The sequence below is a fragment of the Paenibacillus graminis genome, assembly GCF_000758705.1.
Taxonomy (GTDB): Bacteria; Bacillota; Bacilli; order Paenibacillales; family Paenibacillaceae; genus Paenibacillus_AQ; species Paenibacillus_AQ graminis.
In genome coordinates, this window is the sequence record NZ_CP009287.1 from 5,056,448 (window position 1) to 5,073,631 (window position 17,184).

The window sequence follows — 17,184 nt, forward strand, 5'->3', positions numbered from 1 at the left end:
ATTAATTTAGCAGCTCACTCCTTTTTGGCGATAATCATAAACCGGTTCACATTCTCATAGCCATATTTCAAGTAGTTAAGGGGCAGCTTGCGGGCAGGAATGAAATTCCGGCGGGTATCGAATATGCGGAACCCTGCGTGCAATAGAGCCTGTTCATCTGCTTCAGGCCGGAGTACATTTACAAACGGCAGTTCACTGAGCAGGCTTTTGTCCCCGCTGCTGCGCTGCCGGATTCTTTGTTCCGTAATCAGTATCAGCATCCAGGATAAAGCGTACCAGAGCCTGCGGAATAAAGACCTGTAATCCTTATACATATAGTTGCCGTCAAAAACAATCAGAGTACCGCCCGGCTTCAGAATACGGTGCCACTCCGCGTAGGCTTTCTGCGGCTCGGGCAGCGTCCACACCATATCGCGGCAGACGACGGCGTCGAAGCTGTTATCCGGCTCCGCACTTAAATCCGCCGCATCGCCTACATAAGCCTGAACTTTGTATCCATAGCGGTCAAAGTTTCGCGAGGCCCGTTCAATCATTCCAGGTGAAGCATCCACTGCTGTTGCCTGATGCCCCATCTGTGATAAGAGGATTGAGAAAAAACCCGGGCCTGTTCCTACATCAAGTATTTTTTGACGGGATTTGAGTCCTATTCCTTGAATAAGCAGCTGCTTCCACAGTCTGACGGTTTTCTTGCTGCGAAACTGGGTTTGGATCACTTTGTCATAACCAACCGAGCTGGACGTCCAATATTTAGATATTTCTTTCAGCATCATTCTTCACCAACGTCCAGCTGATTCCAGAAGACCGGAGTGAAGGTGGTGTACCCAAGCTTGAAACCCTTCACCCGCTTGTTCACTGCCATGACCTCGTCCGGAAAGTATAAGGCTCCAAACATGGCTTCCTCATACAGCTTGCCGAAGATCGAGTCATAAGCCTTTTGCCTCACCTGCAGATCCGTACTTCCTACCGCTGTATCAATGAATGATTCCAATTCGGCGTCCGGCCATGCCACAGCCGGTGCTTCCGCTGTCTTATGAAATAGGGACAGGAGGAAGGCATGCGGATTATAAGCATCATCGTAGGTACGGTACATGAAAAGGTCGTATGCTTTAGTGGTCCATAATGCATCGTAATACGCGTTAGGCTCAAGGATCTGAAGGTTTACGGTAATACCTATCGCCTTAAGTTCGGACTGGATCAGCTCGCTGACGGATTTCCATTCCGGAAACTCGGCTTGCTGCAGTACAAAACTAAGCTCCAGTGGCGTGCCGTCCTTTTCGACCCTTCCATCCCCATTGGAATCGCTATAACCGGCTGCGGCAAGAAGCTGTTTTGCTTCATCTGGATCGAAGCCGTACCAGGTATTATTCTGATCCGTCACATAGGGTACGGTTAAGGGAAATAGACCTTTGGCTTCGCTGCCGGTACCCTCCAGAAGATCATTGATTATGCTTTTTTTGTTAATGGCTAAATTGATGGCTTTGCGCACGTTCAGGTCCTGCAGAGCCGGAGTGTTGTAATTAAAGATCATGAAGTGGGAATTCGTCCCTGGTGCTTTTTGCAGGCTCAGACTGGTGTCACCTTCGATAACCGGTACACTTTCTGCCGGAAGCTTGCCGGACTGGCCTCCTGCGATATCTACATCCCCGCTTTGCAGCGCCAGCACTCTGGATTGGGGATCGGGAATGACCTTGAGAATCATCTTGGACAGTTTGGGTGCTTCTCCCCAGTAATAAGGATTTCTGACCAGCACTGCCTCCTGATCCTTCTTGTAGCTCTCCGCCATCCATGCCCCGGTGCCAACGGCTTTGACAAATTTTCCGGCAACGTCTCCGGCGGGTTCAACGGCAGAAGGGCTAATGATTCGAACCGGTCTTGCAAAAGACAACTCTGTAAGGAACGGATAGTAGGCTTTGTTGAAGGTCATGGTGAGGGTATGGTCGTCTACAACATTCATAGACTGCATCGCTGCAGCTAGATTCAACGAATTGGCCGGGTCTTTAATCCAGCGTTCAAAAGAGAATTTAACCGCAGCGGCATTACAATCAGTGCCATCCGAGAACTTCACCCCATGGCGAAGATGAAAAGTATACACCTTTCCATCTTCGGATATGTCCCAGGACTCGGCCAATGCCGGCAGAATGCTGCCTTTTTCCCCATACTCCACTAATCCGTCATAGATCATCGCATGTACACTCATTGAACCTTTATAAGCACCGGCATCGAGCTGATCTATGCCAGGGTCTGCCGATATGGCTACAGTGACCGTTTTCTCCGGCCCTTCGGATGAATGACCTGTTGAACCGCTGTTAATGCTGCAACCGGCATTCATGATGAATGCAGCCAGTATGATCATTACCCAACATTTCGTTAATCCTCTGATTCGCTTTGAATTCCCTGTCATTTCTAATATAACTCCCCTTCTTCTATTTTCGGTCCTCCGTCTTTCTTAACCGGGGGTCCTGTACAGGCACCGAAGCTATAAGTCTTTTGGTATACGGATGGACCGCCTGCTTCATCAGTCCAACGCCCGATTGCTCCTCCACAATCTGTCCCTGCTGCATTACAGCTACCCTGTCACAGAAACGGCTGACGACTGACAGATCATGTGTAATAAAAATATAAGCCAATCCCAGTTGAGCCTTCAGCTCCTGCAATAAATTCGTCATTTGCATCCGCAGACTGGCATCGAGACTGGAGAACGGCTCATCACAAATAATCAGCTCCGGGCGAAGCGCAATCGCCCTGGCAATTCCGATTCTCTGCTGCTGGCCCCCGCTGAGTTCATGCGGATAACGGTACATGTACCGCCCTTCAAGACCCACTAACTCCAGAGTTTCTGCAACCCGTTCCCTGCGTACCCGTGCATTTCCCATCCCGTAATTTCTTAACGGCTCGCCTATGATTTGCTCTACCGTAAACATCGGGTTGAACGAAGCCAGGCTGTTCTGAAATACGACCTGCAGCTTGTCTCGAATCCTCCGCATTTCGCTTAAGCTCCAAGCTGTGAAATCTGTACCCTGGTAGAGGACCCTTCCGGAAGATGGCCGTTCCAATCCAAGCAATAAGCGGGCCAGCGTGCTTTTACCACTTCCGCTTTCCCCCACAAGCCCCAGATTTTCATGCGGTTTCAGCCGGAGTGACAGATGATTTACAGCCGCTACCCTTTGAAGAGCCGGCGTAAACCCTCTCCCTTCCCGGCCGTACACTTTACTCAGCCCTACAGCTTCAAGCAGATACATGTCTCCCCTCCTCAACAGATATATACTAATTGTGTTGTTATCTGCAGTTGAGAAGCTGTCTTGTATAGGAATGCACCGGATTGGCAAAGAGGGTGTACACATTGCCGGCTTCCACAATCTTTCCTGACTGCATTACATACACATAATCCGCAAGCTCTGCGACAACTCCAAAATCATGTGTGATTAACAGGATGCCCAGGCCCTCCGCATGTCTGATCCGATCCAGCTCCTTCAGAATCCGGGCTTGAACCGTAACATCAAGTGCTGTTGTCGGTTCATCGGCAATCAGAAGACGTGCCCCTGAGATTAGAGCGATGGCAATCATCACCCGCTGGCACATCCCGCCGCTGATCTGAAAAGGATATTTCGTGTACAGCTGCTCAGGATCACTCAGACCTGCCCGGTGCATCTGCTCCAAAGCCAGGGCTTTTGCCTCTTTCCTGGAAACCTTTCTGTGCAGCATCACCGTCTCTTTGATCTGCTTGCCAATAGGGAGCAGCGGATTAAGGGCGTTCATGGGATCCTGAAAGATAACGGCTATTTCTTTGCTCCGCAGCTTCTTAAGCTCACGTTTCGAGTATTCGCGAAGATTATTGTCACCCAGCCAAACTTCCCCCTTCTCTATCCTGCCCGGCGGGTCCAGCAGCCCCAGGATAGACAGGGCTGTTACACTTTTTCCACAGCCGCTTTCACCAACAAGTGCAACAATCTGCCGGGGCCTCACTTCCATACTCACATCATCTACAGCCGTGATTGCCTGATCCTTGGCGTAGAAGCTGGTTCGCAGATGCTGGACTCTCAGCAGTGCTGTCTCTGTTAACATGTTCTACAATTCCTCCTTCTGTCCCGGTTTCCGCAGCCCCTCTCCCAGCAGGTTGAAGCCCAGAACTGAAAGCATAATCGCCAGTCCCGGATATAAAAGCAGCCGTGGTTCCGTTTGGATATACGGCCGGCTATCGTTCAGCATGACTCCCCACTCCGGTGTTGGGGGCTGGGCGCCCAGGCCCAGGAAAGACAGACCGGCTATCGAAAGCATAATTGTACCGATCTCGATGGAAGCCAGAACTAAGATAGGACGGGTGGCATTCAGGAGAATATGCCGCAGAATAATCTGCAGATGCGTGGAGCCCCCAGCCTTGGCGGCCATAATGTAATCACTTTCCTTCATCTGCAGGACCATACTGCGGATAACTCTTGCATAGCCCGCCCACCATACTACTGCAAAAGAGATAAGCAGGTTTTTCATACTGGGGTCAAGCACCGCTGTAACGGCCAGAGAGAGAATGAGGCTGGGAAAAGCCAGCAGAATGTCAATCACCCGCATGATCAAATGATCGATCGTTCCCCCGACATAGCCGGCGAGCAGGCCAACCGGAATACTAATAGAAAAAACCACTGCCAGTACCATCGATGAATAATATAGTGAAGCCCGCGTCCCGTAGACCATACGGGATAGGACGCAGCGCCCCAAATGGTCCGTACCCAGAGGATACTCCCATGACGGCATACTTAGTTTGTGTTCCATATGAATCTGAAGCGGATCAGATGGAGCAAGCCAAGGGGCAAATATTCCAATACACACAAACAGAAGCACAATAATCCCGCCGGCTTTGGCCCCGTTACTCTTGAACATATGAAGGCGGTACAAGACAAACTTCCCCCTTTCTGCCGTTTCACCGCAGCCTGATTCGCGGGTTCAGCAGCAGATGAAGTAAGTCCACCGCGACGTTAATCAGGACAACGGCAACAGCCATTACTAATACATAGCCTTGGATGACCGTGTAGTCTTTGGCAAAAATAGCTTCCACGGCATATTTGCCAATACCAGGCCAGGAAAAGATGCTCTCCACAATCACCGAACCGCCCAGAAGCCCCCCTATGTGAATCCCCAGCAAAGTGAGGCTGGGAAGAAGTGCATTGCGAAGCGCATGTCTGCCTATCACCTTCCATTCCTGCAGCCCCTTAGCCCTCGCCGCCTTGATATAGAGCTTGCCGAGAACGTCCAGCAGACTGGAACGGATCAGACGGATATAGGTTCCCGCCATCCCAAAACCGAGAGTAACTGCAGGCAGAATCACACTTGACCATCCCTCCATGCCCATTATAGGGAACCACTTCAGCTTCACCGCACCATAATAGATCAGAAGCAGGCCAAGCCAGTATCCCGGCATGGAAACACTGAACAGCGCACAGGCTCTTCCCAGACGATCCGGCAGCCTTCCCGGATAGAGGGCAGAGCCAATGCCAAGCGGCAAGGCAATCAGAATTGCAGTTAATAAGGAGCAGCCGCTAAGCAGTACTGTAGCCGGGAAACGGCTCATAAGTTCTTCCCACACCGGCAAGCCGCTGCTGTAGGATATTCCCAAATCGAAATGAAACAGGCGATACAGCCAGTGCATGAATTGCATATGTATCGGCCCATCCAGGCCAAGAGCATGTCTGGCGGCCCGGGTGGCCTCCAGTGTGGGCTTGATGCCGTCTGCACGCAGCATAATCTCCGCCGGATCTCCTGGCGTGAATTGCATCAGCGCAAAGGTTATACAGGAGATGCCAAACAGCACAGGAATGATCTGCAGCAGACGCTGCACCAGATACCGTAAAATGATATTCAACTCCAATGCTTATTCGTAATAATTACGATTATATCATAAAGTTTTAAAATTAATAGTCTAAATTTGACGTTCCAACAAAACATGGCCGCTCCAGGCGGAGCGGCCAACGATTAATATCAATATGCTTTTGTATTTCGAGTTGAAGCTTATTCGCCTTCCCGGATATTTTTTACCGTTTTGTGGACCAATGAAAAGTTCTGAAAAATCCGTTCTCCGCCTTGTCCTGTCGGTGCCTGGGCTACAAGCCCAACCTTAAGGGTCTGTCCCACCGGCAAGCTGAAAAACCGCATCATATAAAACTTGATCCCATCGGGCGAATGGTGGAAAGAGAACGCATTATTTACTCTGGCAACCTGCAGCCATACCGTATTTCCGTTAATATTACAGCCATTGGCGTCGTCTGAAGTATGATTGGTGACAACGCTAACTACAGCATGTGTGTCATAGTCTGTCTTTTCGAAGCAGGCTTTGGCCCATACCTGAAAATCCTGCATCACCATAATTGTCGCCGAGTCATAGATATCCTTGAAATCATGCGAAACCTGAACCCGCATCACAAAATCCCCGGTTACCTCTGTGTAATAAAAGGGGGCATTGCATAGGCTCTCCGGGGTATTTCCTGTTTCGGAAACGGCACCATTATTACAGAAGAAATCTGTTTCCGCCGGTGCTTCAATCATCAGTTTGTCCTCTACAAAGGTAGCCTTGCTTGGATTAATCCACTTAAAATCATTAAAAATGGACTGCTGCATTGGAAATTCTCCTTTGATTGTTTTTTCAACCACGGTAAGGACCTGTCGCTCCGCATGGTTCTGTCTCTATTATACTTTAGTTCCGTATATTTCAAGCAATGTTTGTCATTGACTCCCAGCCAGCAGCTGCTAATCCTATTTCACTTTCATTTCAACTGCCTCCGGCAGTCTATAAAAATCCAATCCGAAATCGGCCAGAAAGGCAGATTAGTTTAGTCTCTATTTGCTTATACCATACCCGGCAATCTTCCGGTAGATGGTCGATTTTCCGATCCCCAGCATCTTGGCTGCGGCCACAGCATTGCCGCCGCATGTTTTAAGCGCACTGCAAATGCTCTCCATCTCAATCTGCTCCATTTTTTTGGCGGGCGACTCCGCTGAAGACTTCTGCGGAACCGCTGCATTACCGCTGTTCGTGTGCTGCAGAGGCGAGGTCCGTGCAGGAGGCAAATCCAGATGGGTAATGTCAGCAGAGCTGCATACATAATAAGCCCGCTGCACGGCATTCTGAAGCTCGCGCGCATTTCCCGGCCACTCATAGCTCTGCAAGGTCTTCAGAAAGGAGGGGCTGAAACGTTTGGCCGGACCGGGATGATCACGGTTGCACTTCAGCAGGAACAGTTTTGCCAGCGGCGCGATATCCTCCCTGCGCTCCCTTAGCGGCAACAGCTTGATATTGATCACATTCAAGCGGTAATACAAGTCGCTGCGGTATGATTTCCGGCTTACTTCCTCCGCCAGATCGCGGTTGGTGGCTGCAATGACTCTTACATCCAGCGTCCGCTCATGCTTGCCCCCGATTCTGCGGACCTTATGGTTATCCAGGACACGGAGCAGCTTTGCCTGAATTTCCAGCGGCAGTTCCCCGATTTCATCCAGAAAAATAGTCCCCCCGTGCGCCAGTTCGAACTTCCCCGGGTTGCCCTCCCGGAGCGCCCCTGTAAAGGAGCCTTTCTCGTATCCGAACAGCTCGCTCTCTACCAGATCTTTGGGGAGGGCAGCGCAGTTGATGGCAATAAACGGTCCACCGGCCCGCAGACTGGCATTATGAATCGATTGGGCAAACAGCTCCTTGCCCGTTCCGCTCTCCCCTTCGATCAGTACCGTACAGTTTGTCTTCGCTATTCTCTGCGCAAATGCGATTTGTCCCTGCATATAGGAATTGTCCGTGATGACTTCCGCGAACCGGTAATTCGCTTTGAAGCCGGCCAGCTGGTTGACCTCTTTACGCACCTGCCCGGCTTCCCGGATCGTGAGCGAAGCGCCCAGAATCTTGTCATCGAAGGTGAACGGATAGATGTTCACCATACAATCGATCTTGTTGCTGCCTACGGTGAGCGTACAATCGGCGTAGCTTAAATACCGCTCGCCGGCGAACACACTCTCCAAATCGACTTCTTTCAGCAGCTCCTTGATACTCAAGGCTTCCATTTGCTCCTGGCTAAGCATAAAGATGGAGGCCAGTCTTTCATTATAATGCCGCACGCGGTATCCGGTATCAATAACAAGCAGACCGTCCTGCATGGACTGGAAGACGGCATGCATCATTTGGCTCGCTTCCAGCATATGGAGCTGCTTCTCGATACTGCTGACCGCCGATACAACAACGCCGAACGTATGGGCATGAACATCCTCCGCCTTGCCAGACAGGTCCAGGCAGCCAATCACGTTGCCCCGGCTGTCATGAACCGGTGCAGCCGAACAGGTCCAGGCATGATGCGACGTGCAGTAATGCTCGCTGCCCAGCACCTGAACCGCATCATTGACAGCCAGCGCGGTACCCACCGCATTGGTGCCTACGCTGAGCTCATCCCATTTGGCCCCTTCCACGAAATTCACCTTGACACATTCCGGTTCGAGCTCCTTATTGAGCACCGTGTGCAGGAGAACACCGTCCTGATCGGTCAGGACAATTGCATATACCGTATCCTTGATGATCTGATAGATGCTGTCCATAACCGGCTTGGCAACGGAAAGAAGCTGCTTCTTCTCCTGCAGGCGGGAAGCCAGCTCCTCTTCCGATACCTGCAATCCCTTGCCGCTCATCGGATCGACTCCAGCCTCACGGCATCTTCTCCATGAAGCGGCTATGACCGGCTTTGTCCCGGCGGCACACTCGCCGCTGGATATGAAATGTTCCCAGTTCCCAATTGATTGCGCTTCGCTGATTCGCATGTCTACAGCTCCTTTCTGTTGCCCGCAGCGGCTATATCGGGTATTCACGCCTGCCCGGAGCAGAGGCGATCCGCATGGATTCCCGGTACTTGGCAACTGTCCGGCGGGAGATGACCGCGCCTTGCTCAAGCAGAAGTTCAGCGATCCGGCGGTCGCTGTAGGCTGCCTGCTTATCTTCTCCCTCTATAAGGTCACGGATGACCCGCTTCAGGGCATCCGGTGTCCAATCGCTGGCTTCTCCAGAAATTCCGGAAGGAAAAAAATATTTCAGCTCAAAGGTTCCCCAGATACATTGCATATATTTGCCCCGGACCGCCCGGCTTACCGTTGACTCATGAAGCTCCAGCTCTTCGGCTATCCTGCCCAGCGTTAAGGGTACCAGATAATCCTGTCCTCTTTCGAAAAAAGGCCGCTGCAGCTTCAGAATGGCTCCGGCCACGCGGCACAAAGTTTTCTTGCGCTCTTCAAGGCATTTCATGATCCAGCATGCCTGTTCATTCTTCTCCTGCAGATAGCGGTGCGTCTCTTCGTCTCCGCTCAGGCGGAGAATGTCTTGATAGCTTTCGGCAAGGATAATCTGCGGGCAGGACAAGGGATGCACCGCAGCTTCGTGCGAGCCGTTCTTCTGCATAACGTACACATCCGGTACAATATACACCGTTGATTGCCCGTTATCCAAGGTATATGCGGGGCGGGGGTTTAAAGATTTAATCACACTGTATGATTCCTGAATGTTTTTTAGGGAAGTTTTCAATTCTTTGGCGACACGGACCAGCTGATTGCCGCCCAACTGTTCAAGATGGTGTTCGATCAGCAGCCGTAATAAAGGCGTCATTCTGCCGGAGTGCTCCAGCTGCAGCAGCAGACACTCCTGCAAATTCCTGGCGCCGACACCGTACGGCTCCAGGGACTGAACATGCCTCAGTCCGGCTTCGATAACCTGACACCCGACTCCCAGTCCAGCTGCAACCCCCTCCACCTGTTCCGCAAAATATCCGTTATCATCCAAGCAGCCAATCAGGTAGGCCGCAAGGGCCTGCTCACTCTTGGTCAGCGACAGCAGCGTTAATTGCGACAGCAGATGATCCTGCAGAGTATGCCGGGGACCTGCCGCATATTGCAGCAGATGCTGCGTGCTTTTACAGCCTTTAACGCTGCTGGCGCCCCATGTATACTCAACCTCAATCAGCGGATTTTCCTCTGACAACCGGTGTACATATTGGTCCAGCTCTTGCGAATCCATTTGCAGCACCTCGACGGATTGCCGCAGCCCGGGAGACAAACCCATTTTTTGCTTGGTATCCATAACCAGCCTCATTTGCTCACCCCTCAAACTGTATGCGCTTACATATCCTTTCTCTATTATAAAACGCCACATAGTCTAATAAAGACAAATACGATGAACTTAATATGACAATCCGCAGGCAAACCGGGATCGGCATACTTTGTTCATCGTATTGGAATTTGCTCCGGAGGATGGAAGGCTATCCGTTAAACGTGAAGATGAATGGCCCGGCCATGAACGGCATGAGCAGCTTCGTGCAGCGATTCCGCTACAGTCGGATGGGCATGAATGGTGGTCACGACTTCCTCCAGTGTTGCTTCAAGGCGAATCGCCAGCGCTCCTTCCACAATGATGTCTGTTGCCCGTGGGCCGGCAATGTGCAGCCCCAGAATTTCATCATTGCCGGCGTCCACAACGTATTTCACCAGTCCGCTGCTCTCACCCATAATCATGGATTTGGCATTGGCCTGAAGCGGGAATAGGCCTGTCTTCACCCGGAATCCCTGCTGTCTGGCCTCCGCCTCCGTCATTCCCACGGATGCCAGCTCAGGCCGGGTGTAGACACAGGAAGGAACCGTTCTGAAATCAACCGGCGAAGGCTCGCCCATAATCGCTTCCGCAGCAATAACCCCTTCGGCGGAGGCTACATGAGCCAGCATGATTCCCCCGTTGCAATCCCCGATCGCATAGATGCCCGGTATGCAGGTTTCCATTTTCCGGTTAACCCGGATTGCCCCGCGGGTAAGCTGCACCCCGATGTCCTCCAGTCCCAGGCCCGCAGTCACCGGCCGCCGGCCGATGGACAGCAGCACCTTATCCGCTTCTATAACATGGTTCCCGTTCCCGGAGGAAGTGACTACCCGCAGTCCCGCCGCCGTATGTTCAATTCTCTCCACCTTGGTCTCTGTGTGCACCTCAATGCCGGAGCTTGCGAATTCCTTCCGCAGGCATTGCACAATATCGCCGTCCATGGCTGCAATCAGTTCGGGCAGCATCTCAATAACTGTAACCTTGCAGCCCAGGCTGCTGTAGACACTGGCGAACTCGCAGCCGATGACTCCTCCGCCAATAATGCAGAGGCTTGGCGGTACCGCAGGAAGCGAGAGTGCTTGATCGCTTGTAACAACCCCTTCCAGCTCTATGCCGGGAATAGGCACGACCGATGGCTCTGAACCGGTAGCAATAATTGCCCGGTCGAATCCAAGTATGCGGACACTGCCGTCTGCTGCGGTTACTTCCAGCTCACGGCCACTGGTAAATTTGCCGGAGCCGCTCAGCTTGGCAATCTTGTTTTTTTTGAGCAGCGCCTCAATGCCGCCGGTGTTCATTCTGATGATCTTATCTTTGCGTTTCTGCAGCTGGCCCCAGTTCACAGAGACCTCTGCCGTCTCAATGCCCAGCTCCTTGCCCTCCCGCTTCAGGTGTGTGTACAGCTCCGTGGAATGAAGCAGCACTTTGGTTGGTATGCAGCCGACATTCAGGCAGGTCCCGCCCAAAGCCTTCTTCTCCACAAGTGTAACTTCCGCTCCCAATTGAGCAGCACGTATGGCTGCCACGTATCCGCCCGGTCCGCCTCCAAGCACAACGATCCTCATGGTTCTCTCTCCTTATATGTTTTGTGAGCATCCGCTCCGGAAGCATAGCTACTCACAGGAGCAGCAGTGCCGGCTTTTCTGCATAGGCTTTGATTTTTTGCATAAATTGCGCCGCAACCGCTCCATCCACAGCTCTGTGGTCAGCGGTCAGGCTGAGGTTCATCAAAGGTCTGATGACGATCTCTCCATTGACGGCAACCGGGGTATCCACGATCGCATTAACGCCCAGAATGGCAACCTCAGGCTGATTGATAATCGGCGAAAAGGACTCCATGCCGTACATTCCCAGGTTGGTAATGGTGAAGGTGCCTCCCGTCAGCTCCTCCGAGGTCAGGCTGTTATTTCTGGCCCCTGCCGCCAGCCGTTTCACTTCCTGCGATATTTCAGCCAGTCCTTTTTGGCCGGCGTTCTTAACCACAGGGACAATAAGTCCCTCCTCCAGTCCCACGGCTACTCCGATGTTGGCATAATTCCGCATAACAAACTCCGTGCCTTCAATAGAACAATTCAGGAGCGGAAACTCCAGCAGTGCCTTGGCTGCAATACTGACCAGCAGATCAGTATAAGTAACCTTGAGTGTATCCTTCAGCTGCTGTCTTAGGACACCCAGGGCCGTTGTATCCACCCTCATATTGTAGGTTACAGCCGGAGAAACCGCCTGGCTCTCCAGCATCCGCTTGGCGATGATTCTGCGCATGCTGTTCATCGGCACCCGCGTGATTTCCTGTACAGCTGCCTTTACCGCCGGCTGCACAGCTGTCTTACTGGAGGCTGCCGCGAAGGAACGGATATCCTCCTTCATAATTCTTCCTTCCTTCTGGAGCCCGGAAGGATCAATGCCTAAGGCTGCCGCTTCTATGGCTGCCGCCGGGGATATTTTCACTTTAGACACGGCTCCTCTGCCGCCTTCTGCGGAATATTTGCGCACATCTCCTGCGGTAATTCTGCCCTGCGGCCCGCTGCCCCTCACCTGACGCAGATCAACGGATAACAGCGCGGCTGTCTTCTTCGCATACGGCGAAGCTATGATTCGGCCACCGTCGGCAGGAACCGCCGCTTCACCCGCTGCGGCTGCGGCCGCCCCGGCTTCCGCCGGAGTTCCCGCCTGCTCAGGCGCGGGTACCACCGCCGGCACGCCGCCGCCAAGCAGAGCGGAAATGTCCTCATTGGCATCGCCGATGACGGCTACCGGCCGGAAGATGTCCACAGTGCCTTCCTCTACAATGATTTTCCGCAGCACTCCGCTAAGCTTCGCCTCAACTTCATTGGAGATTTTGTCTGTCTCCACATCAAACAGGATTTCCCCTTGGGCCACGGTGTCCCCCTCGGCTTTTCGCCAATTGGAGATTGTCCCTTCGGTCATAGTGAGCCCTAATTTGGGCATAACGATAAGTTCAGCCATTGTGCACCTCCGCAAGTTTGCTTATTGACGTTTCCTGGGACTGGTCAGAACATGCTCTTGATGCCCTGAATAATGTCTTCCGTATTTGGCAGCACATAGGCTTCCAGTACGGGAGAATAAGGGACAGGGGTATTCAGTGCGCCAATCCGGACAACAGGAGCATCCAGCTCATCAAAACACAGCTCCGAGATCATGGCGGACAGCTCGCCCCCGAACCCGCCCCGCTTCACTTCTTCGGTGACAACAAGCGCCCGGTGCGTCTTGGCGACTGAAGTGAATATCGCTTCCTTGTCCAGCGGATAGAGCGAGCGCAGATCAATAACCTCCGCTTCAATTCCCTCTTCAGCCAGTACTTTCGCAGCAGTTAGCGCATCTTCCACTTGCTTGCCGTACGTAATAATGGATACGTCGCTTCCTTCTCTCTTGACACTGGCTACGCCAAGAGGAATCGCGGCAACCGTGTCGTCCACCTCGTATTTTTTCGAATACAGAATCTTGCTCTCGATATAGACCACCGGATTGTCATCTTCAATCGCAGTCAGCATCATTCCCCAGGCATCCTGGGCGTTGGAAGGATAGACCACCTTGAGTCCCGGAACATGTGTAACCCAGGCCTCCAGCGACCCGGAGTGCTGTGCCCCCGCACTGATTCCGCCCCCTGCCGGCAGCCGCAGCACAAGCGGTACGGAGATTTTGCCGCCGAACATGTATCTCATCTTCGCAGCCTGATTTACCAGTCCGTCCATGCCAAAGGTCAGAAAGTCAATGAACATCAGCTCAGCCACGGGTCTGAGCCCTGTTGCCGCAGCCCCCACGGAAGCTCCGACAATGATTCCTTCAGAAATCGGGGTATCCCGCACCCGCTCCTCGCCGAATTGCTCCCAGAGTCCCTTCGTTACCCCAAAGGTTCCTCCATACGGCCCGACATCCTCTCCAAGCAATACCACATTCGGGTCCTCCAGCATTTTGCTGCGCATTCCTTCACGGATCCCTTCACCATAGGTCATTTTTCTCATCTGCTGCGCGCCTCCTCAACGATATCGGAATAAATCCCTTGAACCGAAGCTTCCAGGGCCGGATAACCGCTGGCAAAAGCGAAATCAAGCGCCTCCTGGATCTCCCCGTCAACCTCAGTCCCGATCTGTTTTAACTCGTCCGCCGTCATCAGCTTGTGCTCCATAAGGTACTTCTCAAATCTGGGGATCGGGTCCTTTTGCAGCCAGGCCTCCACTTCTTCCTTCGGTCTATAAGCTCCGGGATCACCTTCAAAGTGGCCATGCTGTCTGTACGTTTTGAATTCCAGCAGGGTAGGGCCTTCGCCGTTTCTTGCCCGCTGTACGGCCTCTTGCACATGTTCATACACCGTAACCACGTCGTTGCCGTCAGCCGTAAGGGAAGGCATACAATAGCCCTCGCCCCGTTCCGCAATGTCCTTGATTGTCTGGTGTCTGGCCTGACTGACCGATATCCCGTAGAGATTGTTCTCGCATACAAAAATAACCGGCAGCTTCCATAGGCTCGCTAAATTCATCGCTTCATGAAAAGTGCTCTGATTGGTAGATGCATCTCCAAAAAAACACACGCTGACCTGATCGCTTCCTCTATAACTTGCGCTCCACGCGGCCCCGGTTGCAATCAGGTGGCCCGCACCGACAATTCCGTTGGCGCCGAGTATGCCCAGCTCCGCGTCCGCAATATGCATCGAACCGCCTTTGCCTTTACAATAGCCGGTTTCCTTGCCGAACAGCTCTGCCATCATATATTTCAGATTTCCGCCCTTGGCGACGATATGTCCATGCCCCCGGTGGGTGCTCGTAATATAATCGTCATCCCGCAGATTGGCGCAGGCCCCGACGGCGATTGCCTCTTCCCCGATATAAAGATGGACAAAGCCCGGTATTTTCCCTTCTGCAAAAAAGGTCGATGCCGTCTTTTCAAATTTCCGGATACTCAACATCTTCCGGTACATCCCGCTAAGCAATTCTTTGGTAATCCGCAAGTGAATCCCTCCTCTTGATTTGGCCCTCACCTCTATACCGAGCAAATTCCGTGCCAACTTTACTGAATTCTCTATTTTTATTTTTTATGCGGATCCAGCCGATTGAACGGCAGATGCACAAAAACACCCTTTCCCAAAAAGGGAAAGGGTGCGTGCGGGTTTTCCCATTTCGGGAAGTTTCCCGGAATGGGAATGCGAAAGCTTTTTTAGACCACATTCCGTAATCTAAAGTCAGAGTCGTCTTCACTTTGTCTCCTAAATGCAGTCCACTGGCACGGTCCTGCTGTTATCAGACATGTTCAGGTTCTTCAGTTTGCAGCGATACTTTGACTTTATCGAATGTACACTCACCGATTGGGTTTCCTTGCTGATTAACACTGCCATTCGTTGGTTTTCCGTGATTATCAGTACACCAGGATTGGCTTTGGAAAGCCAGGAAATAAGCGATCCACTTATTTTCCAAGGTGTAGTGCACCAATACACATCCATCTTGGAATATTCCATTTTCATCAGCCTGATATTTGGTATTTCCTTGCATCATATGGACATCGTGAACTCCCAGACCGCCATCCTCATAATGCATTCCATATACATAAACGATTGCGCTGTCCTGCTCATCTTTGGCCTTGGACATGTATTTATCGATAAAATCATTCAAATCATTGGATTCCCCTGGTACAGTTACAGGGACTACCTGCATCTTGTTAGGGTTAAATAAACCACTGCGAATGTAATCCACAGCAATGTCCGAGTGGTTGGAATCTATATCGTGGAAACCAAAATTCATTGTCGGCAGAATAGTTATGGCACTGGCGTTATAATCCTCATCCGCGATATACAGGAGGTCAGGCATATGTCTGTCTTTTGAACGGACGTTAATTTTTACTTCGTAATTCTCACCTTCGTTCGTCTGGACAATTAACCCGTAATGTGGTGCGCGGCCTGATCTTTCCGGATTAGTCTCTACTACCCGTCCGATAAGCACTCCGTATCTTGGCATTAAATAACCTCCCGAGTCATTTTGTTATTACACAATATAGATTTTGTCCTGCGGCAACAGATGGTATGTAAAATTTCTAAAAAACTGTACTATATGAGTTGAACTGGAGAACTAGAAGGCTTGGGGATCTCCTAAAGAGCAAGGAGCTAAAGCTAAGTGGAAAAAGTAAAACTAATTCGCTGAAATCCTGGCTGCAAGAGGTTTTAGTGGGATTTTGTACACCTAATTCATGCCTATTCACCACGTACGGCCGCTTTCAGCCGAATTAGTGATACTTTTTCCAACATAGGCTACTCCATAAGCCGAATGAGCTCGATTAGTGATACTTTTTCCCACATAGGCTTCACCATTAGCCGAATGAGCCCGATTAGTGGTACTTTTCCCCGACTAAGGATGACTGGCTCTGAAAATTACAGAAGATACATTACTCGGAAATCAATGCGGCGGGGCCTATGAGGACACGATGGGTCCCTTCACGATCGATCCGCGGCTGATGCGGACTGGAAATCCGTTATTGGGGAGGAGGATATTCACATTGTTCGGTATAGACATCATTTCCTTAACGAAGAAAAAAGCCTAATTCCCCAGAAATTGAGAAATGAAGCTTTTTCAGTTACGTTGTCTACGGACTCAGTTGGTCTAATAATAAACACGCAATACAGCTTCCTCTTCCTGCAAGCCTTCAATCCGCTGAACCTTTTCTTGACCGCCTGGCACAATTACTGAGGTGATACCGGATAACCCTGCTTCTTTTATTTTGTCCATATCAAATTCCAGCAGCAGCTGCCCCTGCTCAACCGTCTGCCCTGTCACAACATGCGCCACAAAGCCCTCACCCTTCAGCGATACCGTATTTACCCCGACATGAATGAGAATCTGAATGCCATCCTCATTTTCCAGTAAAACTGCATGCTTGCTTGTATTCATAATATGGGATATTTTACCGGAAAAAGGCGCTCTCACCTCTCCAGCGGCAGGTTGAACAGCAAAACCTTCCCCCATGGCTTTTGTGGAAAACGCTTCATCCGGGACTTGCTCAAGACCCACTACTTGTCCGGGAACGGGGGGGATAATATCAAGGGTGTTTTCTTCAATTTTGTTTTTTCTCCAGCCAAACATATCCTT

At 51.4% G+C, this 17,184-nt stretch carries 15 protein-coding genes; all 15 read right to left on the reverse strand.

From position 1 onward, the window contains the following. Positions 1-14: 14 nt before the first annotated feature. Positions 15-770 (reverse strand): class I SAM-dependent methyltransferase, encoded by a 756-nt coding sequence (locus PGRAT_RS21805; RefSeq protein WP_238326859.1) that lies wholly within the window; start codon positions 768-770, stop codon positions 15-17. Next, entirely contained in the window at positions 767-2,401 is a 1,635-nt protein-coding gene (locus tag PGRAT_RS21810) for a nickel ABC transporter substrate-binding protein (RefSeq protein WP_025707255.1), read from the reverse strand. Before PGRAT_RS21810 ends, PGRAT_RS21805 begins: the two co-directional genes overlap by 4 nt. Before the next feature lie 22 nt (positions 2,402-2,423). Beyond that, the gene (locus PGRAT_RS21815; RefSeq protein WP_025707254.1) at positions 2,424-3,239 is read right to left on the reverse strand and encodes an ATP-binding cassette domain-containing protein; all 816 of its coding nucleotides are present in this window, start codon (positions 3,237-3,239) and stop codon (positions 2,424-2,426) included. Between the two features lie 37 nt (positions 3,240-3,276). Continuing rightward, positions 3,277-4,062, reverse strand: a complete 786-nt coding sequence (locus tag PGRAT_RS21820) for an ABC transporter ATP-binding protein (RefSeq protein ID WP_025707253.1) — start codon at positions 4,060-4,062, stop codon at positions 3,277-3,279. 3 nt (positions 4,063-4,065) lie between these two features. Further along, a complete protein-coding gene (gene nikC, locus PGRAT_RS21825; RefSeq protein ID WP_025707252.1) occupies positions 4,066-4,887 on the reverse strand; it encodes a nickel transporter permease in 822 nt (273 codons plus the stop codon). A gap of 25 nt (positions 4,888-4,912) precedes the next feature. Next, on the reverse strand, positions 4,913-5,851 hold the full coding sequence (gene nikB, locus PGRAT_RS21830) for a nickel ABC transporter permease (RefSeq protein ID WP_238326858.1): 939 nt from the start codon (positions 5,849-5,851) through the stop codon (positions 4,913-4,915). A gap of 146 nt (positions 5,852-5,997) precedes the next feature. After that, on the reverse strand, positions 5,998-6,603 hold the full coding sequence (locus PGRAT_RS21835) for a DUF1349 domain-containing protein (RefSeq protein ID WP_025707250.1): 606 nt from the start codon (positions 6,601-6,603) through the stop codon (positions 5,998-6,000). Positions 6,604-6,822: 219 nt separating this feature from the next. After that, positions 6,823-8,778, reverse strand: a complete 1,956-nt coding sequence (locus PGRAT_RS21840; RefSeq protein ID WP_025707249.1) for a sigma-54-dependent Fis family transcriptional regulator — start codon at positions 8,776-8,778, stop codon at positions 6,823-6,825. Positions 8,779-8,809: 31 nt separating this feature from the next. Further along, positions 8,810-10,096, reverse strand: a complete 1,287-nt coding sequence (rpoN, locus tag PGRAT_RS21845) for an RNA polymerase factor sigma-54 (protein WP_025707248.1) — start codon at positions 10,094-10,096, stop codon at positions 8,810-8,812. 173 nt (positions 10,097-10,269) lie between these two features. Further along, entirely contained in the window at positions 10,270-11,658 is a 1,389-nt protein-coding gene (gene lpdA, locus PGRAT_RS21850) for a dihydrolipoyl dehydrogenase (RefSeq protein ID WP_042267230.1), read from the reverse strand. A gap of 52 nt (positions 11,659-11,710) precedes the next feature. Further along, on the reverse strand, positions 11,711-13,060 hold the full coding sequence (locus PGRAT_RS21855; protein ID WP_042267232.1) for a dihydrolipoamide acetyltransferase family protein: 1,350 nt from the start codon (positions 13,058-13,060) through the stop codon (positions 11,711-11,713). Positions 13,061-13,104: 44 nt separating this feature from the next. Further along, entirely contained in the window at positions 13,105-14,076 is a 972-nt protein-coding gene (locus PGRAT_RS21860; RefSeq protein ID WP_025706764.1) for an alpha-ketoacid dehydrogenase subunit beta, read from the reverse strand. Further along, the gene (locus PGRAT_RS21865; protein ID WP_042268242.1) at positions 14,073-15,029 is read right to left on the reverse strand and encodes a thiamine pyrophosphate-dependent dehydrogenase E1 component subunit alpha; all 957 of its coding nucleotides are present in this window, start codon (positions 15,027-15,029) and stop codon (positions 14,073-14,075) included. Before PGRAT_RS21865 ends, PGRAT_RS21860 begins: the two co-directional genes overlap by 4 nt. Positions 15,030-15,348: 319 nt before the next feature. Next, positions 15,349-16,059 carry a YukJ family protein gene (locus PGRAT_RS21870; protein ID WP_025706761.1) on the reverse strand — a complete coding sequence of 237 codons (711 nt, stop codon included), beginning with the start codon at positions 16,057-16,059 and terminating at the stop codon, positions 15,349-15,351. A gap of 639 nt (positions 16,060-16,698) precedes the next feature. After that, positions 16,699-17,178, reverse strand: coding sequence for a PTS sugar transporter subunit IIA (locus PGRAT_RS21875; protein WP_025706760.1), 480 nt, complete (start codon positions 17,176-17,178; stop codon positions 16,699-16,701). Positions 17,179-17,184 lie beyond the last annotated feature (6 nt).